The organism is Kitasatospora sp. NPDC023118 (assembly GCF_055560875.1).
This window is the reverse complement of record NZ_JBVHHW010000004.1, coordinates 278,239-303,167: the sequence shown is the minus strand read 5'-3', so window position 1 is coordinate 303,167 and position 24,929 is coordinate 278,239. Positions and strand designations below refer to the sequence as shown.

General features: G+C 73.2%; 20 protein-coding genes and 1 pseudogene. 13 read left to right on the top strand and 8 right to left on the bottom strand.

Annotated features, from left to right (window positions below; genetic code table 11):
* Positions 1 to 28 precede the first annotated feature (28 nt).
* Complete coding sequence (locus ACZ3UD_RS07645) at positions 29 to 559, top strand: GtrA family protein (protein ID WP_465583441.1); 531 nt, start codon at positions 29 to 31, stop codon at positions 557 to 559.
* Positions 560 to 577: 18 nt separating this feature from the next.
* Entirely contained in the window at positions 578 to 1,792 is a 1,215-nt protein-coding gene (locus ACZ3UD_RS07640; RefSeq protein WP_465583438.1) for an ROK family transcriptional regulator, read from the top strand.
* Positions 1,793 to 1,871: 79 nt separating this feature from the next.
* On the opposite strand, the gene ACZ3UD_RS07635 is transcribed toward ACZ3UD_RS07640, so the two are convergent.
* On the bottom strand, positions 1,872 to 2,918 hold the full coding sequence (locus tag ACZ3UD_RS07635) for an ABC transporter permease (protein ID WP_465583435.1): 1,047 nt from the start codon (positions 2,916 to 2,918) through the stop codon (positions 1,872 to 1,874).
* 112 nt (positions 2,919 to 3,030) lie between these two features.
* Between ACZ3UD_RS07635 and ACZ3UD_RS07630 the strand changes: the two genes are divergently transcribed.
* Positions 3,031 to 3,480, top strand: coding sequence for a MarR family winged helix-turn-helix transcriptional regulator (locus ACZ3UD_RS07630; protein WP_465583432.1), 450 nt, complete (start codon positions 3,031 to 3,033; stop codon positions 3,478 to 3,480).
* Positions 3,481 to 3,660: 180 nt separating this feature from the next.
* Positions 3,661 to 5,142 (top strand): annotated as a pseudogene (locus ACZ3UD_RS07625) (MDR family MFS transporter); the annotation flags it as partial.
* Positions 5,143 to 5,233: 91 nt separating this feature from the next.
* Here the strand turns inward: ACZ3UD_RS07625 and ACZ3UD_RS07620 are convergent.
* Together ACZ3UD_RS07620 and ACZ3UD_RS07615 are read right to left on the bottom strand one after the other, a co-directional pair.
* Entirely contained in the window at positions 5,234 to 5,479 is a 246-nt protein-coding gene (locus ACZ3UD_RS07620; RefSeq protein ID WP_465583429.1) for a hypothetical protein, read from the bottom strand.
* Between the two features lie 26 nt (positions 5,480 to 5,505).
* A complete protein-coding gene (locus tag ACZ3UD_RS07615) occupies positions 5,506 to 6,687 on the bottom strand; it encodes an inorganic phosphate transporter (RefSeq protein WP_465583427.1) in 1,182 nt (393 codons plus the stop codon).
* 342 nt (positions 6,688 to 7,029) lie between these two features.
* Between ACZ3UD_RS07615 and ACZ3UD_RS07610 the strand changes: the two genes are divergently transcribed.
* On the top strand, positions 7,030 to 8,613 hold the full coding sequence (locus tag ACZ3UD_RS07610; protein ID WP_465583425.1) for an NlpC/P60 family protein: 1,584 nt from the start codon (positions 7,030 to 7,032) through the stop codon (positions 8,611 to 8,613).
* Between the two features lie 58 nt (positions 8,614 to 8,671).
* Here the strand turns inward: ACZ3UD_RS07610 and ACZ3UD_RS07605 are convergent, their stop codons facing one another.
* From ACZ3UD_RS07605 to ACZ3UD_RS07595, 3 genes are all read right to left on the bottom strand, one after another.
* Positions 8,672 to 10,957, bottom strand: a complete 2,286-nt coding sequence (locus tag ACZ3UD_RS07605) for an FdhF/YdeP family oxidoreductase (protein ID WP_465583422.1) — start codon at positions 10,955 to 10,957, stop codon at positions 8,672 to 8,674.
* Positions 10,958 to 11,136: 179 nt separating this feature from the next.
* The gene (locus ACZ3UD_RS07600; protein ID WP_465583662.1) at positions 11,137 to 13,062 is read right to left on the bottom strand and encodes an FAD/NAD(P)-binding protein; all 1,926 of its coding nucleotides are present in this window, start codon (positions 13,060 to 13,062) and stop codon (positions 11,137 to 11,139) included.
* Between the two features lie 74 nt (positions 13,063 to 13,136).
* Positions 13,137 to 14,102 (bottom strand): amino acid ABC transporter permease, encoded by a 966-nt coding sequence (locus ACZ3UD_RS07595; protein ID WP_465583419.1) that lies wholly within the window; start codon positions 14,100 to 14,102, stop codon positions 13,137 to 13,139.
* 714 nt (positions 14,103 to 14,816) lie between these two features.
* Here ACZ3UD_RS07595 and ACZ3UD_RS07590 point away from each other — a divergent pair.
* From ACZ3UD_RS07590 to ACZ3UD_RS07565, 6 genes are all read left to right on the top strand, one after another.
* Positions 14,817 to 15,314 carry a GNAT family N-acetyltransferase gene (locus tag ACZ3UD_RS07590; protein WP_465583416.1) on the top strand — a complete coding sequence of 166 codons (498 nt, stop codon included), beginning with the start codon at positions 14,817 to 14,819 and terminating at the stop codon, positions 15,312 to 15,314.
* 10 nt (positions 15,315 to 15,324) lie between these two features.
* Positions 15,325 to 16,269 carry an ABC transporter substrate-binding protein gene (locus tag ACZ3UD_RS07585; RefSeq protein WP_465583413.1) on the top strand — a complete coding sequence of 315 codons (945 nt, stop codon included), beginning with the start codon at positions 15,325 to 15,327 and terminating at the stop codon, positions 16,267 to 16,269.
* A 48-nt stretch (positions 16,270 to 16,317) separates the two neighbouring features.
* On the top strand, positions 16,318 to 17,289 hold the full coding sequence (locus ACZ3UD_RS07580) for an amino acid ABC transporter permease (RefSeq protein WP_465583410.1): 972 nt from the start codon (positions 16,318 to 16,320) through the stop codon (positions 17,287 to 17,289).
* Entirely contained in the window at positions 17,286 to 18,071 is a 786-nt protein-coding gene (locus ACZ3UD_RS07575; protein WP_465583407.1) for an amino acid ABC transporter ATP-binding protein, read from the top strand. The genes ACZ3UD_RS07580 and ACZ3UD_RS07575 overlap by 4 nt, the downstream gene beginning before the upstream one ends.
* A 47-nt stretch (positions 18,072 to 18,118) precedes the next feature.
* Positions 18,119 to 19,105, top strand: coding sequence for an ABC transporter substrate-binding protein (locus ACZ3UD_RS07570; protein WP_465583404.1), 987 nt, complete (start codon positions 18,119 to 18,121; stop codon positions 19,103 to 19,105).
* Positions 19,106 to 19,208: 103 nt separating this feature from the next.
* Positions 19,209 to 20,420, top strand: coding sequence for a serine/threonine-protein kinase (locus tag ACZ3UD_RS07565; protein WP_465583402.1), 1,212 nt, complete (start codon positions 19,209 to 19,211; stop codon positions 20,418 to 20,420).
* Here the strand turns inward: ACZ3UD_RS07565 and ACZ3UD_RS07560 are convergent.
* Positions 20,376 to 21,074 (bottom strand): MBL fold metallo-hydrolase, encoded by a 699-nt coding sequence (locus ACZ3UD_RS07560; protein WP_465583399.1) that lies wholly within the window; start codon positions 21,072 to 21,074, stop codon positions 20,376 to 20,378. The genes ACZ3UD_RS07565 and ACZ3UD_RS07560 overlap by 45 nt on opposite strands.
* A gap of 266 nt (positions 21,075 to 21,340) precedes the next feature.
* Between ACZ3UD_RS07560 and ACZ3UD_RS07555 the strand changes: the two genes are divergently transcribed.
* Entirely contained in the window at positions 21,341 to 22,192 is an 852-nt protein-coding gene (locus ACZ3UD_RS07555) for a fumarylacetoacetate hydrolase family protein (protein ID WP_465583396.1), read from the top strand.
* Positions 22,193 to 22,241: 49 nt separating this feature from the next.
* Here the strand turns inward: ACZ3UD_RS07555 and ACZ3UD_RS07550 are convergent, their stop codons facing one another.
* Positions 22,242 to 22,997, bottom strand: a complete 756-nt coding sequence (locus tag ACZ3UD_RS07550) for a TetR/AcrR family transcriptional regulator (protein ID WP_465583393.1) — start codon at positions 22,995 to 22,997, stop codon at positions 22,242 to 22,244.
* Positions 22,998 to 23,161: 164 nt separating this feature from the next.
* Between ACZ3UD_RS07550 and ACZ3UD_RS07545 the strand changes: the two genes are divergently transcribed.
* A complete protein-coding gene (locus ACZ3UD_RS07545) occupies positions 23,162 to 24,880 on the top strand; it encodes a DUF885 domain-containing protein (protein ID WP_465583390.1) in 1,719 nt (572 codons plus the stop codon).
* Positions 24,881 to 24,929: the final 49 nt, after the last annotated feature.

Below are 24,929 nucleotides of genomic sequence, written 5' to 3'. Positions count from 1 at the left end.
CGGCATCCCCGCGTGCCACACTGCGGAGATGCCGTCCCCCACGCAGCGCGTCCTGGCCCGGGTGCCGGCCCGGCTGCGCCCGCCCCTGGTACGGCACCGCCGACTGGTGAAGTTCCTGTTGGTCGGCGGCGGCTGCTTCGTGCTCACCGTGGTGATCGACTTCGGGCTCAAGTTCACCGTCCTGGAGCACAAGCCGGTGGTCGCGCTGACGGTGGCGACGGTGATCGCCACCGTCGTCTCCTACGTGCTCAACCTGCGCTGGGCCTTCCGCACCGCCGGACGCGGGCGGGAGGCCCTGCTGTTCTTCCTGGTCAGCGCGGTGGCGATCGGCGTCAACGACGCCCCGCTGGCGCTCTCCCGGTACGCCCTGGACCTGCGCGAGCCGTACGTCGACCCGCTCACCCAGGAGTTCGCCGACTTCCTCAGCGGGATGGTCGTCGGGACCTTCGTCGCGATGCTGTTCCGCTTCTGGGCGGTGCGGCGGTGGGTCTTCACCGGCCCCGCCGAGCGGGCGCGGCCGGGTTACGCTGCACCCGAGATGCCACGGGATGTCTCGTAAGACCGTGAGGTGAGAGTTATGCGCGGCGAGCCGGACGGCGTCCGGACCGGGCCCGCCAGCCAGCAGGGGATGCGCCGGGCCAACCTGGCCCTGGTGCTCGGGGTGATCGCGCGCGGCCCGCGCTCGCGCGCCGAGGTGGCCGCCGAGACCGGGCTGACCAGGGCCGCGGTCTCCTCGCTCGCCGAACAGCTGATCTCCGCCGGCCTGGTGGTCGAGGAGGGCCCCGCCGCGCCCAGCGGCAAGGTCGGCCGACCCGGCACCGCCCTCGGGCTCAACCCGCTCGGGCCCGGCGGCCTCGGCGCCGAGATCGGCGTCCGCCACCTGGGCGCCTGCGTGGTCGACCTGCGCGGGGAGGTCCGGGCCTGGCGGCGCCAGGAGGTCGTCAACCGTGGCCGGCAGCCCGCCGCCGTGATGGCCGACCTCGCCCGGCTGGTGCGCTCCGCCGTCGCCGAGTCGGGCCTGCGCCCGGCCGGACTGACCCTGGCCGTGCCCGGACTGGTCGGCGCCAGCGGGGTGCTCCAGCGGGCCGCCAACCTCGGCTGGCAGGACGTCCCGCTGGCCCCCGAACTGCGCCCGGCGCTGCGCAACGCCGGGGACCACCTGGCCGAGCTGCCGGTCCAGGCGGACAACGAGGCCAACCTCGGCGGACTGGCCGAACGGTGGCTGGACGAGGGCCCGGAGGACTTCCTCTACATCTCCGCCGAGGCCGGGGTCGGCGCGGCGATCGTGGTCGGCGGCCGGCTGCTGCGCGGCGCGCGCGGCTACGCGGGCGAGTTCGGCCACGTCCCCGTCCACCCGGAGGGGATGCGCTGCGCCTGCGGGGCGCACGGCTGCCTGGAGCAGTACGCGGGCGAGGCGGCGGTGCTGCGGGCGGCCGGGCTGAGCGGTGCGCGCGGCGACTGGGTGACCCTGCTGGCCGAACGCGCCGGGGCCGGGGACGGGCCGGCCCTGGCGGCGCTGGCCGGGGCCGGCTCGGCGCTCGGCATCGCGGCGGCCGGGGCGGTCAACCTGCTGGATCCGGCCGAGGTGGTGCTGGGCGGCGGCTACGCCCGGCTGGCGCCCTGGCTGTTGCCGGCGATGCGCCGCGAGCTGGCCGCCCGGGTGACGGTGCGGCCCTGGGCGGAGGACCGGCTGACGGTCTCCAAGCTCGGCCGGCGCGGGCCGCTGCTGGGCGCGGCGGTCGGCGTGGTGCGGGCCATCGTCGCCGACCCGGGGCCGCTCACGGGCGGCTGAGGCCCGCCTACCCGGACCACGGAGGCGCCCCCGGCCGGCAGGCCGGGGGCTCGGTCAGCGGTGCTTCGAGGCCGGGGGCTCAGGCCTGCGCGGGCTCGGCGACGATCTCGCGGCCGCCGGAGCGCGGGCCGCGCAGCACGGCCAGGTAGGCGACGCCGATGCCGACCAGCGCCCAGACCACCAGGACCAGGATCGGCGTCCCCAGGTTGGTGGAGCCGAAGTAGGCGATGGACTTGGTGGCGCTGGTGCCGGCGCCGTTGGGGATCAGCGAGCCGATCGCCCGCCAGAACGGAGGCATCATCGGGGCCGGGTAGACACCGCCGGCGCTCGGGTTGCCCAGCACCACGAAGACCAGCACCGCGAGGCCGATGCCGATGACGTCGAACAGGCACTGCAGCGCCATGGTGAACGCGCCGACCGTGAACACCACCAGGGCGCCGATGCCGGTCAGGGCCGGGATCGAACCGGGCAGCGCGTCCAGGACCGGTCCGGCGATGATCGTGCCGCCGAGGCCGGCGCCGACCGAGTACAGCGCCAGGACGCCGAGGCGGATCAGCAGACGGTGGACGTTGGCCGGCTTGGAGCCGGCGCTGATGCCGAGGATCGAGGCGACCAGGTAGCCGCCGACGCACCAGCCGATGACCAGGTAGAAGGCGGAGAGGCCGTTGGTGTCGCCCTTGGCCAGCGGCACGACGTCCTCGACCTTGACCGTACGGCCCTGGGCCTTGTCCAGCGTGGTGGTGACGGTCTCGGCGGCCTTGGCGGCGGACGTGCCGCGGGCGCCGCCGACCAGCAGGGTGTCCTCGGTGCCGGTCGGGTTCACGACCAGCGCGGCGTAGATCTTCTGGTCCTTGATCTGCTGGGTCGCCGTCTCGGCGTCCGACGCGGTGACGGGCCTGACGGCCTCGGCCGGCACCGACTGCAGGGCCGCCACCAGCTTCGGCGTGACCTGCGGCGGGGCGACCACCGCGATCGACAGCCTGTGCGGGGTCGGGTGGTGCAGCGCCCCGACGTACGAGGTGATGAAGCCGAGCTGCAGCAGCAGTACGCCGATCACGAGCAGTGCCGCACGCGGTGTGACCGCGCCCTTCAGTTCCGCGACGAAACCCTGCCCCGGGGCGGCCATCCAGATCTCCTTGCGTATCGGAAGAAATCGGATACTTAATACCATGAACTAGTTGGCTCGTCTCAACTCCCGCACCGCTTTCCGGCCACCGCGGCTGGGCGATACTGGCGCCGTGACGGACGAGGAAGCCCTGGTGGCGGTGGAGCGCGAGGTCGGGCTGATGTTCCGGCGGGGCCGCGCCAGAGTGGCGGAACTCTCGCGCCGGGTGCACCCCGAGCTGGAGGGCCTGGGGTACAGCATGCTCGCCTACATCGAGCAGGCCGGGCGGGTGCGGGTGACGGACGTCGGCGTGCACTTCGCGGTCGGCAAGGCCACGGTGAGCCGGCAGATCCGCGCGCTGGAGGAGCTCGGCCTGGTCGCCCGGGAGGTGGACCCGCAGGACCGCCGGGCCGCGCTGGTCTCGCTGACCGAGGACGGGCGCAAGCGCTACCTGGCCGCGTACGACGTGCGGATGCGGCGGGTGCGCGAGGTGATGGGCGGCTGGTCGCAGGAGGACGTGGCCCGTTTCGCCGAGCTGCTGCACCGCTTCAACGACGTGCTGGGGGAGCCGCCCGCGGAGTGATCGGGCCCCGCCCGGGGGCTTTGCTTCGGCTTGAAGAAAGTTGCCTTAGTCAACCATTCGACTTATGGTTGCTTAAGGCAACGAATTTTCCTGCCCGCGCATCCCCACCGCTCCCAGCGAAGGACTCAGATGACCGTCACAGCCGAGGCGGCAGCCGGAGCCGCCGTCGACGACCGACCGATGACCCACCGGCAGGTGATGGAGGCACTGTCCGGCCTGCTGCTCGGCCTGTTCGTGGCCGTGCTCTCGTCGACCGTCGTCTCCAACGCCCTGCCGCACATCCTCACCGACCTGCACGGCGGCCAGTCCGCCTACACCTGGGTGATCACCGCGGCCCTGCTCACCCTGACCGCCTCCACCCCGATCTGGGGCAAGCTCTCCGACCTCGCCAGCAAGAAGCTGCTGCTGCAGATCGCCCTGCTGATCTACATCGCCACCTCCGCGCTGGCCGGCCTCTCGCAGAACGCCGGTGAGCTGATCGCCTGCCGCGCCCTGCAGGGCATCGGCGCCGGCGGTGTGGTCGCGCTCGGCCAGATCTGCCTGGCCGCGATGGTCCCGCCGCGCGAGCGCGGCCGCTACAGCGGCTACTTCGGCGCGGTCTTCGCCCTCGCCACCATCGGCGGCCCGCTGATCGGCGGCGTCATCGTGGACACCTCCTGGCTGGGCTGGCGCTGGTGCTTCTACGTCGGCATCCCGTTCGCGCTGGCCGCGATCCTGGTGGTGCAGCGCACCCTGAAGCTGCCGGTGGTCAAGCGCCCGGCGAAGATCGACTACCTGGGCGCGCTGGTCATCACCGGCGCCGTCAGCCTGCTGATGATCTGGATCACGCTGGCCGGCAAGAACTACGCCTGGCTGTCCTGGCAGACCGTGGCCATGGTCGGCGGCGGCCTGCTGCTGGGCGCCCTGGCGATCGTGGTCGAGCGCCGCGCCGCCGAGCCGATCATCCCGCCGGACCTCTTCAGGTACCGCACCGTCACCCTGGCCGCGATCGCCAGCGTGCTGGTCGGCGTCGGGATGTACGGCGCGACCACCTTCCTCAGCCAGTACTTCCAGCTGGCCCGGGCCAAGTCCCCGACCATGGCCGGCCTGATGACCCTGCCGATGATCATCGGCCTGGCGGTCTCCTCCGCCGTGGCCGGCCGGATGATCACCAAGTACGGCAAGTGGAAGGCCTACCTGGTCTCCGGCACCGCGCTGCTCGCGATCGGTTTCGGACTGCTCGGCACCGCCCGGGTCGACACCGATTACGGGCTGCTCGCGCTCTACATGGCGATCACTGGCGTCGGCCTCGGCCTGACCAGCCAGAACCTGGTGCTCGCGGTGCAGAACACGGTGCCCCGGCACGAGCTCGGCGCGGCCAGCTCCGTCGTCACCTTCTTCCGCACCATGGGCGGCGCGATGGGCGTTTCCGCGCTCGGCGCGCTGATGACCACCAAGGTCGGCGACTACCTGGCGGCCGACCTGGCTGCGGCGCACATCCCGGCCGGGCACGCGGCGGCCGGCGGCGGCATCCCGGACCTGGCCAAGCTGCCGGCCCCGATCCTCCCGCTGGTGACGGACGCCTTCGGCCACGGCGTCGGCACCGTCTTCCTGTGGGCCGCCCCGTTCGCGGCGCTGTCCTTCGTCACCGTGCTGTTCATCCGGGAGACCGCGCTGAAGACCACCCAGGAGAGCTGACCGGCGAGCCGGGGATACGCGAAAACGGGCCGGGGAGTGTTCGACACTCCCCGGCCCGTTCGGCGTTCCGGAAGGACTACGGCGCGGCGATCAGCACCAGGCCGTAGACCACGGCCGCCGCGCAGACGGCGAAGCAGGCGTACGCGCCGGCCAGCAGGGCGGGCTGGGCACCGCCGGAGGCCTGGCCGCCCTCGCGGGCGCTCAGCGCGGCCTCACGGCGGGACAGCGCCAGGATGCCGAGGGCGAAGACGGCGACCACGGCGACGGTGACGCCGAAGCTGATGCCGGCGGTCTGGGCCAGGGCGGTCCACTTGATGTGCATGGTGAGTGCTCCTCAGCCTGCGGCGCTCAGGCCGCGACCGTGGTCGACGCGGGGGTGGGGGCGGCGTTCGCCGGGGTGGTGGCGACCTCGACCGGGGTGATCTCGGCGACGTCGTTGACGTTGTCCGCACCGACCGGCTGGCGGCGGGAGATCATCCACATCGCGCCCGAACCGGCCACCAGCACGGCGCCGACCAGGGCGACGCCCCAGGTGCCCTGCCGGGCCAGCACGGCCGCGCCGCCGGAGACCAGGGCCGCGGCCGGCAGGGTCAGGCCCCAGGTGTAGACCATGCGGCGGACCAGGCTCCAGCGCAGCTCCGGCTTCGGGCCGCCGAGGCCGGCGCCCATGATGCCGCCGGTGCAGACCTGGGTGGTGGAGAGGCCGAAGCCCATGTGCGAGGAGGTCAGGATGACGGTCGAGACGGCCGACTCCGAGGCGAAGCCCTGCGGCGGCTTGATGTCGGTGAGGCCCTTGCCCATCGAGCGGATGATCCGCCAGCCGCCCATGTAGGTGCCGAGCGCGATGGCGGCGCCGGCCGAGACGATCACCCAGGTGGGGGGCAGCGCGCCGTGCGGCAGGGCGCCGACCGAGACCAGGGTCAGGGTGATGATGCCCATCGTCTTCTGGGCGTCGTTGGTGCCGTGCGCGAGCGAGATCAGCGAGGAGGAGAAGACCTGGCCGGTCTTGAAGCCCTTGTCGGTGGCCGCGGCGTCGCCCTTGCGGGTGATCGCGTACGCCAGCTTGGTGGCGCCCCAGGAGGCGAGACCGGCGACGAAGGGGGAGGCGACCGCCGGGATGATGATCTTGGTGATCACGGTGTCGAAGTTGACGCCGTTCATGCCGACGCCGACGATCGTGGCGCCGATCAGGCCGCCGTACAGGGCGTGCGAGGAGCTGGACGGCAGGCCGCGCAGCCAGGTCAGCAGGTTCCAGAGGATCGCGCCGGCCAAGGCGGCGAAGATGATCTCGGGATGAACGCCGGCCTTCTCGTTGACGATGCCGCCGGAGATGGTGGTGGCGACCTTCACGGACAGGAACGCGCCCGCGAAGTTGAGCAGGGCCGCGATGGTGACCGCGACCTTCGGACGAAGGGCCCCGGTCGCGATCGCGGTGGCGGCCGCGTTGGCGGTGTCGTGGAACCCGTTGGTGAAGTCGAAGGCGAGCGCCGTGATGATCACAACGGCTACCAGGAACGAGATGTGTTCCATACCCAAACAATCGTCGTAGTTGTCGCACGGACGTTGATGACGTCGCGACCGTAGGTCGGCTTGGTAAACGGAAGGTGAACTGGGCCGGGAATCACGGTTCCGTTGGTGGCCTGACGATGGCCAGAAGCTTTCGGAGGGGTGACCTGGATCGCGCTGAGCTGGACGTTAGCGCAGAACGCCCCGGTTCGCCCCCGTTTGCTGAGAGCTGTCTCACAGATCAATCGAGAATTAACCTCCAGGTCCGCACGCGCCCTGTTTCCGGCGGGGTGAGCCGTGGGAGGATCGGCGGGATCCGGCCGGACCGGGGGCAGGGCAGGGGCAATCGGGCGGGGAGGACCACCCATGGGCGGGGCTGCACAGCGCACGGAGTCGACGGGCGTACGCCCCTGGGTGCGGGCGGCCCTGCGGTGCGGAGCCGTCCTCGCGGCCGCCGCGCTCGCCCTGCCGGCGGCCACCCAGGCCGCCCACGCCGCGCCCGACCCGGGAACGGGCGTCGCGGTGGCCCCGGGCGCGGACCCGCTGGCCGAGGCCAAGGCCACCCTCGGGCCGCTGCTCGACCAGCTGCACGGGCTCTACCAGAGCGCCGAGGCCGCGACCGAGCAGTACAACGGGTCGGTCGCCAAGGTGGCCGAGCAGCAGGCCGCGCTCACCGACCTCCAGGGAAAGCTGGACCGGCAGCAGAAGCAGGTCGACACCGGGACGGACATCGCCGCCCAGCTCGCCGCCGCCCAGTACCGCAACGGCGCCGCCTCCGCGTACGCCGAACTGCTGCTCTCCAAGGACCCGTACGAGGCGGTCACCATCGCCGAGCTGCTGGCGGCGGCCAGCCGCTCGCAGTCCGAGTTCCTGGACAGGCTGAAGGCCGACCGGGAGGCGCTCGACGGGCTGAAGAAGCAGACCGAGGAGGCGCTCAAGACCTCCCAGGCGCTGGTCGCCCAGCAGGACGCCGCCAAGGCCAAGGTCGCGGCCGACCTCGCCTCGGTCGAACAGCTGGTCTCCTCGCTGACCGGCGCGCAGCGCTCCGAGCTGGAGCAGCTGGAGAAGGCCAAGGCCGACGAGGCCCAGCTCGCCTTCCTCGCCTCCGGCGCCCTCGGCAAGGGGGAGCGCACCCCCTCGCTGGCCGGGCGCGCGTCGGTGGCCTTCGCGCTGGCGCAGCTGGGGAAGCCGTACCTGTGGGGCGGCATCGGCCCGGGCTCCTACGACTGCTCCGGCCTCACCTCGCAGGCCTGGCTGCACGCCGGCAAGCCGATCCCGCGCACCAGCCAGGAGCAGTGGGCACAGCTGCAGCACGTCCCGCTGAACCAGCTGCGGCCGGGCGACCTGGTGGTCTACTTCCAGGACGCCTCGCACGTCGCGATGTACATCGGCGGCGGGCTGGTCGTCCAGGCCCCGCGGCCCGGGGCGTTCATCAAGGTCTCGCCGATCGGCTCGATGCCGATCCTCGGCGCCGTCCGGCCCGACCCGGACGGCGCGGCGGACGACGTCGGCGGCGCCTGGAAGGTGCCCGACCTGCCGAAGGGCTGGGACTCCGTCACCCCGATCGCGCCCAGCCCGGCCAACCAGGTCACGCCCGCGCCGGGCAGCCCGGCGACCCAGCAGCCGGCCACCCCGGGGACGCCGAGCGGGACGCCCTCCGGCACCGGCACCCCGAGCGACCCGGGCACGCCCACCGGCTCCGGCACCCCGAGCGACCCGGGCACGCCGTCCGGCACCGGTGCCCCGACCCAGACCCCGACGGGTACGCCGACCCGGACGCCCACGGGGACCCCGACCGGTACGCCGACCCAGACGCCCACCGGGACCCCGACCGGCACCCCCACCCAGACCCCGACGGGCCCGGGCTCCCCGAGCACCACCGGCTCGGCCGGCGCCTCGGCCCCGGGCAGCGCCACGGCGACCCTGCCGCTGGGCGGTCTGCTGCACTGACGCGGTACGACGCAGGCCGCCCCACGTCCGATGACGTGAGGCGGCCTGCATGTCGTCGCTACTCGGCCGCGCCCGAGTCGGGCTCGAAGCGGATGACGACGGCCTTGGAGGTGGGGGTGTTGCTGATGTCGGCGGTGGAGTCCAGCGGAACCAGCACGTTGGTCTCGGGGTAGTAGGCGGCGGCGCCGGCCCGGGCCACCGGGTAGTGGACCACGCGGAAGTGGGGGGCGCGGCGTTCGGTGCCGTCGGTCCACTCGCTGACCAGGTCGACGTACCGGCCCTCGACGAGGCCGAGTTCGGCGGCGTCGGCGGGGTTCACCAGCACCACGCGGCGGCCGCCCTTGATGCCGCGGTAGCGGTCGTCGAGGCCGTAGATCGTGGTGTTGTACTGGTCGTGGGAGCGCAGGGTCTGCAACAGCAGGCGGCCCGCCGGGACCTCGGGGGCGAACAGCGGGTTGACCGTGAAGTTGGCCTTGCCGGTCGCGGTGGGGAAGGTGCGGGAGTCGCGCGGGCCGTGCGGGAGGGTGAAGCCGCCGGGGCGGCGGACCTTCTCGTTGTAGTCCTCGAAGCCGGGCACGACCCGGGCGATCCGGGCGCGCAGGCTGTCGTAGTCGGACGCGAAGTCCTCCCACGGCACGGTGTCCTGCGGCCCGAGGACGGTCCGGGCGAGGCGGCAGACGATCGCGGTCTCGGAGAGCAGGCCGGGGGCCGGCGGGCGCAGGCCGCCGCGGGAGGCGTGGACCTGGCCCATCGAGTCCTCGACGCTGACGAACTGGGCGCCGTGCGCGGTGACGTCCCGGTCGGTGCGGCCGAGGGTGGGCAGGATCAGGGCGCGGGCGCCGGTGACCACGTGTGAGCGGTTGAGCTTGGTGGAGACGTGGACGGTCAGCCGGCAGCGCCGCATCGCGGCCTCGGTGACCTCGGTGTCCGGGGTGGCCGCGACGAAGTTGCCGCCCATCGCGAAGAACACCTTGACCTTGCCGTCACGCATCGCCCGGATGGTGTCCACCGAGTCGTAGCCGTGCTCACGCGGCGGCTCGAAGCCGAACTCCTTGCCCAGGGAGTCGAGGAAGGCCGTCGACGGCCGCTCGAAGATGCCCATCGTCCGGTCGCCCTGGACGTTGCTGTGCCCGCGCACCGGGCAGACCCCGGCGCCGGGGCGGCCGACGTTGCCGCGCAGCAGCAGGAAGTTGACCACCTCGCGGATGGTCGGCACGGCGTGCTTGTGCTGGGTGAGGCCCATCGCCCAGCAGACGATGACCTTCTTCGAGGCCAGCACCAGCCGGCCGAGCTCCTCGATCTGCTCCCAGGGCAGGCCGGTCGCGGCGAGGACGTCCGCCCGCTCGGTCGTGAATGCCTGTGCCTCGAACTCCTCGTAGCCGTGGCAGTGTTCGGCGACGAAGGCGCGGTCGACGCCGTCCTGCTCCAGGATGATCCGGTTGAGCGCGCGGAACAGCGCGAGGTCCCCGCCGAGGCGGATCTGCAGGAAGAGGTCGGTCAGCTTGGTGCCGTGGCCGACCAGGCCGCGCGCGTGCTGCGGGTTCTTGAACCGCTCCAGGCCCGCCTCCGGCAGCGGGTTCACGCTGACGATGGTGGCGCCGGCCCGCTTGGCGCGCTCCAGGGCGGAGAGCATCCGGGGGTGGTTGGTGCCCGGGTTCTGGCCGGCCACGATGATCAGGTCGGCCTGGTAGAGGTCCTTGAGGCTGACGCTGCCCTTGCCGACGCCGAGCGTCTCGGTGAGCGCCGAACCGGACGACTCGTGGCACATGTTGGAGCAGTCCGGCAGGTTGTTGGTGCCCAGGCGGCGGGCGAACAGCTGGTACGCGAAGGCGGCCTCGTTGCTGGTGCGGCCGGAGGTGTAGAAGGCGGCGCCGTCCGGGGTGTCCAGGGCGCGCAGTTCCTCGGCGATCAGCGCGAAGGCGTCGTCCCAGGAGACCGGGGTGTAGTGGGTGGCGCCCTCGTCGAGCAGCATCGGCTGGGTGAGCCGGCCCTGCTGGCCGAGCCAGTAGCCGGAACGCTCGGCGAGCTCGGCGACCGGGTGGGCGGCGAAGAACTCGGCCCGGATCCGGCGCTCGGTGGCCTCCTCGGCGACGGCCTTGGCGCCGTTCTCGCAGAACTCGGCGGTGTGCGTCTTGTCCGGCTCGGGCCAGGCGCAGCCGGGGCAGTCGAAGCCGTCCGGCTGGTTGACCTTGAGCAGGGTGGCGAGGGTGCGGCGGGCCCCCATCTGCTCGGCGGCCATCCGCAGGCTGTGGCCGACGGCGGGCAGGCCGGCGGCCGCGTGCTGGGGCGCGGACACCTCGGGGGCGTCCTGCACCGGGTCGCTCTGCGGGGCCTGCTTGGCCATGACTGCGCTCCTCGGGTTCTGCTGGTCGAACCGCCGCACCGTCGCGGGGGCTCGGGCCATCCTTCCACCTGGGCCGGAACAAGGGGAGGGCCGTCGGTGGAGTCTGTCCTGGGGGTCCACAGCGGATGGGGGAGGGGCACGTGCGAGTCGGTGACGTCCTCGACGGCCGGTCCGATCCCTCAGCCCACCAACGCCGGCGCCGGCAGGGCGGCCAGCGCGCGCAGCAGCGCCCGGGCGGCGGCGTCGTTCTGCCGGAAGGCCGGGGCGTCGGTGCGCGGGCGGGCGAAGGCGGCCGCCGAGCGCAGGCTGGTGTGCGGACCGAGCGCGGTGCGGCGGGGGTGCGGGGCGCCGCCCAGGGCGGGGTCGAGCAGCCGGCCGTCAGCGGGGGCGACGGTGACCAGGCCGGAGCGGTGGGTGTACTCCTCGTCGCTGACCACCTCCTCCACCACCCGTCCGGCGCGGTGCAGTTGGCGCAGCACCGGGTCGAGGGTGCGGGCCAGCGCGTGCTTGGGCAGGTACCCCTCGACCAGCGCGGTGGCGGTGACGGTGTGCCCGGGCACGGTGGTGCCGGAGGCCCGCCAGGTGCCGGTGGCCTCATCCCGTTCGACCCGCACGCCGGCGCCGAGGAAGCGCACCACCCCGGCCTCGGAGAGGGCGAGCAGCTGGCGCAGCCGGAAGCCGGGCGGGCCGGAGGCGAGGAAGCTGAAGTAGCCGAAGAACCACTCGTCCACCTCCTCGGCGACCGAGCGGGCGGTGAGCCGGCCGGCGGCGAGCACCCGGGGGAGCTGGCCGAACAGCGAGAGCAGGGCGAGGAAGGCGCCGAGGTCGGCGCTGTGCGCGGGGTCGCGGCGCCGGTCGGCGTCGGCGGTGACGTAGTCGCGCAGGTGGGTCTGGAGCTCCTCGGCGGAGCCGAGTTCGAGCCCGGCCAGCGGGTGGTCGAGCCGTTCGAAGTCGATCCGGTCGGCCGGGTCGGGGACGGCCTCGGCGACGAGGGCGGCGAGTTCGGGGGAGTACCAGGCATGCCGGTCGTACCGGGCGAGGAACTCGGGCCAGGGCAGCGCGGTGCGCTCGGGGTGGGCGTGGAACAGCTCGTGGTAGTGCCCGAAACCGACCTCCTTGGCCATCAACGGCCAGACGTCGCGCCGCAGTTCGAGTGGCCGGTCGGTGGCGAGCAGGGCGTCCGCGGCGGCCGCGTCGAAGTACCGGGGGAGCGGGGCGGGCGGGCCCTGGAGCCGGTACTCGGTCTTGGCGTGGTACGGGACGCCGCGCCGGGAGCCGAGGTGGAGCACCGGTTCGCGGCCGGACGGGCGGTAGCGCAGCCCGGGCCCGTCGCCGTCGGGTTCGAAGCGACCGCCGCGGCCTTCGGTGAGCAGCGTGACCAGGTCGACCGAGGCGAGGCCGAGGCCGCGCACCACCACCTGCTCACCGGGGGCGATCCCGGCCAACTCGGCCTCGACGTCGGCGGAGTAGGCGGGCGGGAGGTGGAAGCGGCGGTGCCGGGCGGCGAACTCGGCGTCGGCGGCGTGGCGCGGGTGCGGGGCGGAGCCGAGGTGGCCGAGGGTGAGGGCGACGTGGTCGGCGGTGAGCGTCCGGTCGGTGAGGTGGACGGTCTGCGGGCCGTCGGCCGGACCGTCGATCCGGTGGACGGTGTCCCGGTGGACGGTGACGGTGATGTGCGGCGGCAGGTCGGCGACGGCGCGGCGGAACACCCAGTCCAGGTAGGCGCTCTGGGCGCGCCGGGTGGGGAAGTCGGTGGGTGCGAGGCCGCGCAGCTCGGCCCGTACGGACGGGTCGGCGACCTCCCGGTAGGGTGCGAACTCGTCCTGCCGCCGGGCCCATTGGGCCAACGAGGGGCCGGGGCGGACCGGACCGTCGATGGTGGCGCGCTCGTCGGTGAACATGGTGACGTCCTCGGCCATCGAGTTCATCCGCAGCAGCGGGGACTGGTCGTGGCGCCAGATCCGGCCCGCGCCGGGCGGGTGTGGGTCGACCACGTGGATGTTCAACGGCCGCTCGGCGGGCAGGAGTTCGGCGGCGTTGGCGGCGATCCGCTCCAGCAGCCCGGTGCCGCGCGGTCCGGCGCCGACGATGACGAGTGCGCTCATTGCGCCCGGCTCGCCGCGCTCGGCAGGGGCATGCGCCCACGCGCACCTTTCGGTGATTCGCTCGCTTCGCTCGCTCATGACCGCACCACCTTGGCGAAGGCCGCGCGGGCGCGCTGGAGCGGGGTGGGCGGCAGGCCGTCCCGGGTGGCTCCCTTGGCGAAGTGCCGTTCGACGTAGTACTGCCCGATGGACAGCAGGGTGGTGACCACCAGGTACCAGATGGTGGCGACCATCAGCATCGGGATGACCTGGTAGGACTGCAGGTAGACCAGCTGCACCGAGTAGAGCAGGTCGGAGACGGCCAGCACGCTGACGATGCTGGTGCCCTTGAGCGCGCCGATCAGCATGTTCCCGGCGGTCGGCACGATCGAGCGCATCGCCTGCGGCACCACGATCCGGCGCAGCACCCGCCAGCGGCTCAGCCCGAGCGCGGCAGCCGCCTCCAGCTGGCCGCGGTCGACGGAGAGGATGCCGCCGCGGATCACCTCGGCGGCGTATGCGGTCTCCAGCAGGGTGAGGCCGATGACGGCGGTCAGGGTGGGGCCGATCAGGTTGACGGTCTTCACGGTGACGAACTCGGGGCCGAAGGGGATGCCGAGGCCGAGGGTCGGGTAGAGCGCGCCGATGTTGAAGAAGAACAGCAGCTGCACCAGCGGCGGGGTGGACCGGAAGATCCAGATGTAGCCCCAGCTGAGGGTGCGCAGCACCGGGTTGGCGGACATCCGCATGGTGGCGAGGACGGTGCCGAGGACGAAGCCGAGGGCGAGGGTGACGGCGGTCAGCCAGAGGGTCAGGGTGAGGCCGTCCAGCACGGACCGCGCGGTGAACCAGTCGGCGACCACGCTCCACTGGAAGGCCCGGTTGCGGATCACCGAGTTGACCGCCATCGCGGCCAGCAGCAGCGCGACCGCGGCGGCGGCCCACTGGCCGGGCTTGCGGCGGGCGACGATCCGGCCTTCGGGCTCGGGCTCGGGTGCCGGTGGCGGGGCGGGGCTCTCGGCGCGGGCGGGGGTGGGCAGGACGTCCTGCGGGGTGGCCATGGCGGCGGCTCCTGGGCGGAGTGCGGGCGGGGAGGGGTACGGAGGTGGTCACGTACGCGGGTCTCTGGCGCCGGCCCGCGTCCCTCAACACGGCCGGCGCATGGCACTGCACTCCGCATCGATCGTACGCATGCGCGATCGACGGCTGTCAAGGGTGACCAAGGCGTGGTCGGGTCCGGCCGGAGCGTGTTGGAAAAGCGACAGGAGATCGCAACAGTGCGGCAATGATGGGTGGTTGACGTACCGCTCGGCCGACTGCTCAACTTGAGGCCATGTACGCCGAGCAGCCCCTGGTCACCCGCGACCACATCGACTTCGGTCGGGTGTGGTCCGCGGCGTGTCGCGGCTGACCCGGCAGCGGGCCGCCCGTCCGGCCTGATCTCCCAGCGGGGAGTCCTCCCTCGGCTCGCCCCGTCACGGGCCCGGATCCGTCGCCGATGACCGGCGACGCGTCAGGCCCTCGCTGCCGCCGATGACTTCGCACCGCACTCCGGCAGTTCCCCCTTCCTCACCCCTTCACCGTCACGTACCCGACGGCCGCCCCGCCGCGGCCGCCACCGGTGTGCCCGCCCGCAGTCCGCCGGACTCCGCTCACCCGAAAGGTTCCGCCATGCCCGTCGAATTCCTCGGCGTCGCCGCCACCGGCGACGGTTCGGAGACCGGCCCGCGCACCACCGCCGCCTTCGACCGCGACCAGCTGATCGCGGTGCGGGCGTGAGCGACGGGCGGAACAGCGGGTTCCGGCGGGTCACCCTGGACGACCCGCTGGTCGAGCCGCTGCTGCGCGAGCTCACCCACGAGTACGTCAGCCGCTACGGCCCCGACGCGCACCAGGAGATGACCCGCTACCCGGGCGAGGCCTTCGCCGAGCCGCACGGCGTGCTGCTGCTCCTGCTGGAGGACGGCGAGCCGGTGGCCGGCGGCGCGTACAAGCGGTACGACGAGCACACCGCCGAGCTGAAACGGATGTGGACCCACTCCGCGCACCGCCGCCGCGGCCTGGCCCGGCGGGTGCTGGCCGAGCTGGAGCGGACGGCTGTCGCCGCCGGGTACCGCCGGACGTACCTCACCACCGGCCCGCGCCAGCCCGAGGCCAAGGGCCTCTACCTGGCGGCCGGCTACACCCCGCTGTTCGACGTCACCGCCGACCCGATGACCATCGGCCCGCTCCCCTTCGAGAAGCCCCTGCCGGTCCTGCTCCCGACCCACTGAAAGGCCCCTCGTGAGAACCACCACCGCCTCCCGCCGCCTGCTCGCGGCCGCCGCCCTGCTGCCGGTCCTGGCGCTGGCCGCGTGCGGCTCGGACCCGGAGATCGCGGGCGCGGCGGGGGCGAGCGGGTCCGCCGCCGCCACCGAGGACGTCGTCTCCGGTCTGAGCAGGTCCGAGGCCGCCGCCGCCCTGCTGCCCGAGGAGGTGCGGGCGTCCGGGGTGCTGAAGTTCGGTTCGTCCTTCGGTGCCCCGCCCAGTGCCTTCTACGCCGACCAGGTCAGCAGGAAGCCGGTCGGGGTGGACGTGGACTTCACCGACGCGGTGGCCAAGCTGCTCGGCCTGACCGTGCAGCGCGAGGAGGCCGCCTTCGAGACCATCCTGCCCGCCCTGGACAGCGGCAAGTTCGACGTCGGCACCGGCAACTTCGGGGTCACCACCGCCCGTCTGAAGACCATCGACTTCGTCACCTACATCGACGACGGCCAGGGCTTCGCGGTGAAGAAGGACAACACGACGATCCAGCCGATCACCGACCTGACCCAGCTCTGCGGGCTGACCATCGGCACCGGCGCCGGCACCACCTTCGAGACCACGCTCAACGGCAAGAAGGGAGTCTGCGCCGACGCCGGGAAGAAGCCGTACGAGGTCAAGGCGTTCAGCGAGGGCGGCGCGCTGCTGACCGGCCTCCAGCAGGGCCGGGTGGACGTCGAGATGTCCACCATCAACGGCCTGCGCCACCAGGCCGCGCAGGAGGCCGCCGGGACCCGCTTCCTCAACGAGTTCCACCGGCTGGACGTCGGCTTCGCCTTCAAGAAGGGCTCCAGGCTCACCCCGGCCTTCCAGGCGGCGGTCAACCAGCTGATCAAGGACGGGACGTACCAGCGGATCCTCAAGAAGTGGGGACTCGCCGACTCGGCCATCCCGCAGTCGCAGATCAGCCCGCCCGAACACCCCTGAGCCCCGGCTCCGCCGAACGCGGCGCAGGGCCTGTCGAAGGAGTTCCCGATGTCCGTCAGCACCCAAGCACCACCGTCCCCGTCGAGACCGGCGCCCGGCCTCGACCCAGGCGAGCTGGACGGCCTGCGGACCGTCCCCGCCCGGCACCCGTGGCGCTGGGCGACCGGGATCGCCGCCCTCGTCCTGCTGGCCCAGTTCGCCCACGGCCTGGCCACCAACCCTGCCTGGGACTGGGCCACCTTCCGGCTCTACTTCACCGCCGACACCATCCTCCAGGCGATCGGCCGCACCCTCGAACTCACCGCCTACGGCACCGTGCTGGGCTTCGCGCTCGGCGCCGTGGTGGCCGCGATGCGACTCTCCCGCAGCGCGATCCTCCAGGCCGTCGCCTGGGCCTACGTCTGGGTCTTCCGCTCGATCCCGCTGATCGTCCAGCTGGTGTTCTGGTTCAACCTCTCCTACCTCTACAAGCGGTTCGGCTTCGGCATCCCGTTCGGCCCGACCTTCGGCGAGTTCGAGACGGTCGGCGTGCTCGGCGCGCTGGGCGCCGCGGTGCTCGGACTCGGGCTGCACCAGGCCGCGTTCGCCGCCGAGATCATCCGCGGCGGCGTCGTCGCGGTGGACGCCGGCCAGCGCGAGGCCGCCGCCGCGCTCGGCCTCCCGCGCTGGCGGCAGGGCTGGCGGATCGTGCTGCCGCAGGCCATGCGCGGCATCCTGCCGGCCGCGGCCAACGAGGTGGTCTCGCTGCTCAAGGGCACCTCGGTGGTCTACGTGATGGCGATCGGCGAGCTGTTCTACCAGACCCAGGTCATCTACGGCCGGACCGGCCGGGTGGTGCCGCTGCTGATGGTCGCCACCGCCTGGTACGTGGCGCTGACCACCGTGCTGTCGATCGGCCAGTACTACGTCGAGCGCTACTTCTCCCGGGGCGCCCGCCGCACCCCGCCGCCCACCCCGCTGCAGCGCCTGCGGGCCTTCGCGCGGAGCCTGCCCGCCCGTACCTCCGGAGGACGTCCATGACCACGCTCACCAAGCCGCAGACCGCCCCGATGGTGCAGGTCCGCGGCCTGCACAAGAGCTTCGGCCCGCTGGAGGTCCTGCGCGGGGTCGACCTGGACGTCCCGGCCGGCTCGGTCACCGTGGTGCTCGGTCCGTCCGGCTCCGGCAAGTCCACCCTGCTGCGGGCGATCAACCACCTGGAGAAGCTCGACCGCGGCTACGTCGCGATCGACGGCGAGCTGATCGGCTACCGGCGCTCCGGCGACCGGCTGTACGAGCTCAAGGAGCGCGAGGTGCTGCGCCAGCGCACCGGCATCGGCTTCGTGTTCCAGAACTTCAACCTCTTCCCGCACCTGACCGTGCTGGAGAACCTGGTCGAGGCGCCGATCGCCGCGCTGGGCCGCCCCCGCGCCGAGGCCAGGTCCACGGCGCTGGCGCTGCTGGAGCGGGTCGGGCTGGCCGACAAGGCCGCCGCGTACCCCCGGCAGCTGTCCGGCGGGCAGCAGCAGCGCGTCGCCATCGCCCGGGCGCTGGCCCTGGAGCCCAAGGTGCTGCTGTTCGACGAGCCCACTTCGGCGCTCGACCCGGAGCTGGTCGGCGAGGTGCTGGACGTCATCGAGGACCTCGCCCGCAGCGGCACCACGATGATCGTGGTCACCCATGAGATCGGCTTCGCCCGCGAGGTCGCCGACACCGTCGTCTTCATGGACGGCGGCGTGGTGGTCGAGCAGGGCCCGCCCGCCGAGGTCCTGGACCGCCCGCGGCACGAGCGCACCCGGGCCTTCCTGGCCAAGGTGCTGTGAACCCGGTAAATCTCCCGAACCCCCTTTCACCGAGCAGGAGTTCCGCCATGTCCCTACCCCGTCGCGCCCTCGTGACCGCCGCCGCGCTCGCCGCCGCCCTCACCCTGGCCGGCTGCGGCAGCGGAGCCACGGGCGCCGCGGCGGACCTCGCCCCGGCCAGGGGCGGCACCGCGCCGAACGGCACCGTGGTGAACCTGTCGGCCAGACAGGACCGGGTGACCACCGCCAAGGTCGACGCGATCGCGGCGCTGGTGCCGGAGGAGATCAGGAAGCGGGGCACGCTGAAGGTCGTCGACTCCATCGGCACCACCCCGCCGCTGGACTTCTACGCCGACGACGACAAGACGATCATCGGCGTCGAGCCGGACATCGCCTCGCTGATCGGCAACGTGCTCGGCCTCAGGGTCGAGTTCAACCCGGTCTCCTGGGAGAACATCTTCGTCGGCCTGGACAGCGGCAAGTACGACGTCGGCCTGTCCAACATCACCGTCACCGAGGAGCGCAAGGAGAAGTACGACTTCGCCACCTACCGGCTGGACGTCCTCGGCTTCGAGGCGAAGAAGGGCAGCGGCCTCAAGGTCACCGGCGCCAGGGACCTGGCCGGTCGCACGGTCGGCGTCGCCACCGGCACCAACCAGGAGAAGCTGCTGCTCTCCTGGAGCGAGGAGAACGTCAGGGCCGGCCTCAAGCCGATCGACATCAAGTACTTCTCCGGCACCGAGTACTACCTCGCGCTCTCCTCCGGCCGGATCGACGTCTACACCGGGCCCAATCCCAGCCTGGCCTTCCACGCCGTGCAGACCGGCGAGACCGAGGTGGTCGGCACCTACTCGGGCGGCGGCGCGGACGTCCTCGGCAAGATCGCGGCGACCACCCACAAGGACAACGGCCTGGTCCAGGCGCTGAACCGGGCGATCGACGAGGTGATCAGGAACGGCACGTACGGGCAGGTGCTCAAGCGCTGGGGCCTGGACGGCGAGGCGGTGCGGACCTCCGAGATCAACCCGGTCGGCCTGCCCAAGCCCAAGCCCTGAGGGTCTTCCCCGTTCACCCGTTCACCCGTTCGTCCCCGCCCGCCGCTATGGTGACCCATCCGACGGCGAACGACGTACGGGCGCGGTCGAGTTGGGGGAGGGCATGCACAAGGGCGAGGTGCTCGACGGTCGCTTCCGCTTGGACGAGTGGCTGGGCAGGGGCGGCTTCGGCGTGGTCTGGCGGGCGACCGACAACTGGCTGGAGCGGGAGGTCGCGGTCAAGCTGCTGCTGGCCGAGCACGCCGCCGACCGGGAGGCCGTCGGGCGCTTCGTCCGCGAGGCCAAGGTGGCGGGCGGCCTCTCCAACCCGCACATCGTCACGGTGCACGACTACGGCCGGGTCGCCGACGGCGACGGGGAGATCCACTACCTGGTGATGGAGGTGGTCCGCGGCCGGCCGCTGTCCGCGATCCTCAAGGACGGCCTGCCCGACCACGGGCGCGCGCTGGCCTGGATGGGGCAGGTCTGCGAGGCGCTCGACGCTGCGCACCGCAGCGGCGTCATCCACCGGGACATCAAGCCCGAGAACGTCATGATCGCGGACGGCGGGGACCGGGCGAAAGTGCTGGACTTCGGCATCGCCCGGCTGCTCACCCAGTCCACCGGGCTCACCTCCACCGGCAACGTGGTCGGCACCGTCCCGTACCTGGCGCCCGAGTGCTGGTCCGGCGGCACCGTGGACGGCCGGGCCGACCTCTACGCGTTCGGCGTGATGCTGTACGAGGTCAGTACCGGCCGACGGCCGTTCCACGCCGACTCCCCGTACGAGTACATGCACAAGCACATGGCGGCGACCCCGCCGCGGATCCGCAGCCACGACCCGGCGCTGGCCGAGCTGGTCGCCCAGCTGCTCGCCAAGCGGCCCGCCGACCGGCCGGCCGACGCCGCCGAGGTGCTGGAGCGGCTGCGCCGGATCCGGCCCGGGATGCTGCGGCCGGACGACCCCAGCCCGGAGCAGCTGCGCCGCCGCGCCGACCAGGCCTGGCAGCGCGGCGCCGACGGCAGGGCGGCGGAGGCCGTGGAGATGCTGCTGAAGCTGGTCCCCGACTTCGCCCGGATCTGCGGCCGGGCCGACCCCCGCACCCTGCGCACCTGCCACGACCTGGCCCTCTGGCTGGCCCGGGACGGCGGCCGGGGCGCCGCCGTCGAACTGCTGGAGGCGCTGACGCTGGAGCCGGGCGCCGCCCCGGAGGCCCGGGCCGACCTGCGGCGCGACCTCGCGCACTGGCAGCGGGAGGCCGCCCGGCTCGGCCCGGGCGAGGGGAGGAGCCTAGACCTGGGGATGCTGCTCGGCGGCGGCGCGCAGGGCCGCTGAGGCGCCGACGGCGATCGGGTCGCCGTGCCCGAAGACCACCGTCTCCACCGGCAGGGCGGCCAGCCGGTGGAAGGAGGCGAGGGCCTGCGCCGGGTCGGTGTTGAACACCCCGGGCCGGGTCTGGCCCTGGACGTTGGACACGGTGTCCCCGGCGAACAGCACCCCGGGCCCGGGCAGGTGCAGCGCGATGCTGCCGTCGGTGTGCCCGGGCACGTGCACGACCACCGCGCCGCCGCCGATGTGCAGCACGTCCCCGTCCTCGATCTCGCGGTGCACCGGGCAGGGCTCGGCGGGCGGGATCGGCGGCAGGCCGTCCCACAGCTGCTGCTCGAAGGCGTTCAGCACGGGCGGCGCCGCCGGCTGCTCGCGCCGGACGACCGGCGCCTCCAGCCGGTGCGCCACCACCTCGGCGCTCCAGCGGCGGGCCAGCTCGGCGGCCGAGCCGGTGTGGTCCTCGTGGTGATGGGTGAGCACGATCCGGCGCAGTGCGGCCGGATCCAGCCCGATGGCGCGGATGCCCTTCTCGATCCCGTCCGCCGACCCGGCGATGCCGGTGTCGACCAGGGTCAGTCCGTGGTCGTCCCGCCACAGGTGGGCGGTGCCGAACTCCAGGGCGATCGTGTGCAACTCGTCGCGTACCCGGGTGATCTCCATGCCCGCATCCTGCGCCCTCGGGCGCCGTCGCACGCCCGCGTTCGCTCTGGGCCCGTCCCCGGCGTCGGCGGCCCGCTCCCGGCGGATCCGGGTGTCAACCGTACGGGTCGCCGATTCGGGCCCCCGGGCTCCTGTGGGATTTGATGGGAATTCGCCCAACGGGACGCTCTGGTCCGCCGCCCCGGGCCGTTGATATACCTCGTTGCCAGACTCGGGAGCGGTGTCCGCGCCGCCCCGGTGAGCTGCGACGAAAGGCTGACGGATCGATGAAGCTCCTCCGTGTCGGACCCCCAGGCGCCGAGCGCCCGGTCGTGCTGGGCGAGGACGGCACCGCGTACGACCTCTCCGGGCGGGCCCGCGACCTCGACGGGGCCTTCCTGTCCGGGCTGGACACCGCCGAGCTGGCCCGGGAGGTGGCCGCCGGACTGCTGCCGGTGGTGGACCTGGACGGCCTGCGGGTGGGCGCGCCGGTGGCCCGGCCCGGAAAGGTGGTCGGCATCGGGCTCAACTACCGCGACCACGCGGCCGAGGCCGGGGCCGCGATCCCGGCCGAGCCGGTGATCTTCCTCAAGCCGAGCTCCACCGTGGTCGGCCCGTACGACGAGGTGCTGGTGCCGCGCGGCGGCGAGAAGACCGACTACGAGGCCGAGCTGGCCATCGTGATCGGCCGCACCGCCCGCTACCTGGACTCGCACGCCGAGGCCGCCGGGGTGATCGCCGGCTACACGATCGCCAACGACGTCACCGAGCGGGCCTTCCAGTTCGAGCGCGGCGGCCAGTGGGACAAGGGCAAGTCGGCGGAGACCTTCACCCCGCTCGGGCCCTGGCTGGTCACCGCCGACGAGGTGGCCGACCCGCAGGCGCTGGCGCTGCGGCTCTGGGTCAACGGCGAGCAGCGGCAGGACGGGAACACCGCGGAGATGATCTTCCCGGTGCTCGAACTCGTCCGCTACGCCAGCCAGTTCATGGTGCTGGAGCCCGGCGACGTGATCGTCACCGGCACCCCGGCCGGGGTCACCCTGGGCCGCCCGGGCACGCCGTTCCTCGCCCCGGGCGACGTGGTCGAGATCGAGATCGACGGCCTCGGCCGCCAGCGCCAGGTGCTCGGCAAGGCCTAGCCCCGGGCGCACCCGGCCCTTGGCACGGGGGTCGGGAGCCCAGCCCGGGTCACCGCCCGCCCAGCACCGCGCGCAGCCGCCCGGCCCGGTCCGTCCGCGGGCCGTCCAGCGAGAGCAGCCCCGCCAGCACCTCCGCCGTCTGCGGATCGTGCAGCGCCGTCGCCGCCGCCATCGCCGTGAACTGGTCCACCAGCCAGTCGCGCAGCTCCGCCACCGGCAGCGCGCGCCCCTCGTCCAGCCAGCTCAGCGACGCGCCCTCGACCACCGCGATCCACGAGCGCACCAGCAGGGTCAGCCGCGGCCCGGGCTCCCGCACCCCCAGGTGCCGTACCGTCCGCTTGAGCGCCACCCGCCGGACGTCGTCCACGATCGCCGAGGTCCGGGCCGTCTCCACCACCGAGCCGCCGCGCAGCAGCGCCGAGTAGCCGGCCTCGTGCTCGGCCACGAAGTCGAAGTAGCCGTCCAGTACCGCCGCCAGCTGCTCGGACGGCGTCCCGCTCGGCGGGACGGTGAACCGGCTGGTCAGCTCGTCCGCTGCGGTGCGCAGCGCGGCCTCGTACAGCTGCTGCTTGCCGCCCGCGAAGTAGCGGTAGACCAGCGGCCGGGAGGCCCCGGCGGCCTCGGCGACGTCGTCGAGGCCCACCTCCTCGGGCGGCCGGGAGGCGAACAGCTCCAGGGCGACCGCGATCAGCTGCTCGCGCCGCTGTTCGACCGGCAGCCGCCGGTAGCCGGTGCGGCGCGGGCGCGGGCCGGGTTCGGCCGGGGCGGGGACCGGGTCGGCTGCCGTGGTGGGGCGGGCTTCCATGGTCGTCAGCGTAATGGCCGTCGGACGGATCGGGACCTGTCGGGCACGGATCTTTCCGAACGGGTGTTTGCGATGCCCACCGTCCGTCAAATCCCGGGCCGGTGCAGGTCAACCGGTCTGCGGCAAGGGCTTGCAATCGGCCCCGGCAACGCGATGATGGCCGAATGGCTGAAGAACCGATCACCTCCGACGGCGACACCCCGCGCCGCATCGCCGACGACTACGTCCGCGCCCTGGCCGACCTCGACCCGCTGACCGCGGTGTACCTCGGCCTCGACCCCGAGGACGACCGGCTGCCCGACCTCTCCCCTGCCGGCACCGAGGCGATCGCCGACCTCGGCCGCCGCACCCTGGCCCGGCTGGACGAGGCCGAGCGGGCCGGCGCCGCCGAGGGCGAGGACGAGGACGAGGCCGAGCGCCGCTGCGCCCGACTGCTGCGCGAGCGGTTGAGCGCCGAACTCGCCGTCCACGACGCGGGCGAGAACTTCCGCGCGGTGCGCAACCTGGCGTCCCCGGTGCACAACACCCGGGAGGCCTTCACCCTGATGCCCACCGGCACCGAGGCCGAGTGGCGGGTGGTCGGCCGTCGGCTGGCCCGCCTCCCGCTGGCGCTGGAGCAGTACCGGCAGACCCTGGCCGAGGGCGTCGAGCGCGGCCTGTTCTCCGGCCCCCGTCAGGTGGCGACGGTGATCGGGCAGTTCGGCGAGTGGCTGGACGGGGAGGTGCCCGGCGGCTGGTTCGGGCAGTTCGTCCAGGACGCGCCCCAGGCCGTGCACGCCGAGCTGTCCGCCCACGCGGTGGCCGCCGCCGAGGCACTGGCCGCGCTGCGCGACTGGATGCGCGACGTGTACGCCCCGGCCGCCGCCGACACCCCGGACCCGGTCGGCCGCGAGCGCTACGCCCGCTGGGTGCGCTACTGGACCGGCGCCGACCTGGACCTGGACGAGGCCTACGCCTGGGCCTGGGGCGAGTTCCACGACCTGTACGCGCAGATGACGGTCGAGGCCGGGAAGGTCCGTCCGGGCGCCGACCCGATGGCGGCGATGAAGTGGCTGGAGACGGACGGCCCGGCCATCGAGGGCGCCGAGCCGACCCGGGAGTTCCTGCAGGGCCTGATGGACCAGGCGGTCCGGGACCTCCAGGGCACCCACTTCGACCTGGCCGAGCCGGTCACCCGGGTCGAGTCGCGGATCGCCCCGGCCGGCAGCGCCGCCGCGCCGTACTACACCGCGCCCTCGCTGGACTTCAGCCGCCCCGGGCGGACCTGGCTGCCGCTGCTCGGCAAGGAGCGCTTCCCGGTCTGGGACCTGGTCTCCACCTGGTACCACGAGGGCGTCCCGGGCCACCACCTGCAGCTCGCGCAGTGGAACTACGTCGCCGACCGGCTCTCCACCTACCAGGTGAGCCTCGGCGGGGTCAGCGCCAACCTGGAGGGCTGGGCGCTGTACGCCGAGCGCCTGATGGACGAGCTCGGCTACCTCACCGACCCGGGCCACCGCCTCGGCTACCTCAACGCCCAGATGATGCGGGCGCTGCGGGTCATCATCGACATCGGCATGCACCTCGGCCTGGACTTCCCGGCGGACTCCCCGTACAAGCCGGGCGAGCCGGTGAGCCCGGGGCACGCCCGCGAGTTCTTCGGGCTGTACTGCGGCCTGTCCGCCGACTTCCTGGACAGCGAGCTGGTCCGCTACCTCGGCCTGCCCGGTCAGGCGATCGGCTACAAGCTCGGCGAGCGCGCCTGGCTGCGCGGCCGGGCGGCGGCGAAGGCGGCGCACGAGGCGCGCGGCGAGGAGTTCGACCTCAAGGCCTGGCACATGGCGGCGCTCTCGCAGGGCTCGCTGGGCCTGGACGACCTGGTCGCGGAGCTGTCGGCGCTGTAGGAGCCGTACGGAACAGTGCGGAACAGTGCGGAGCCGCACGGAGGGGCCC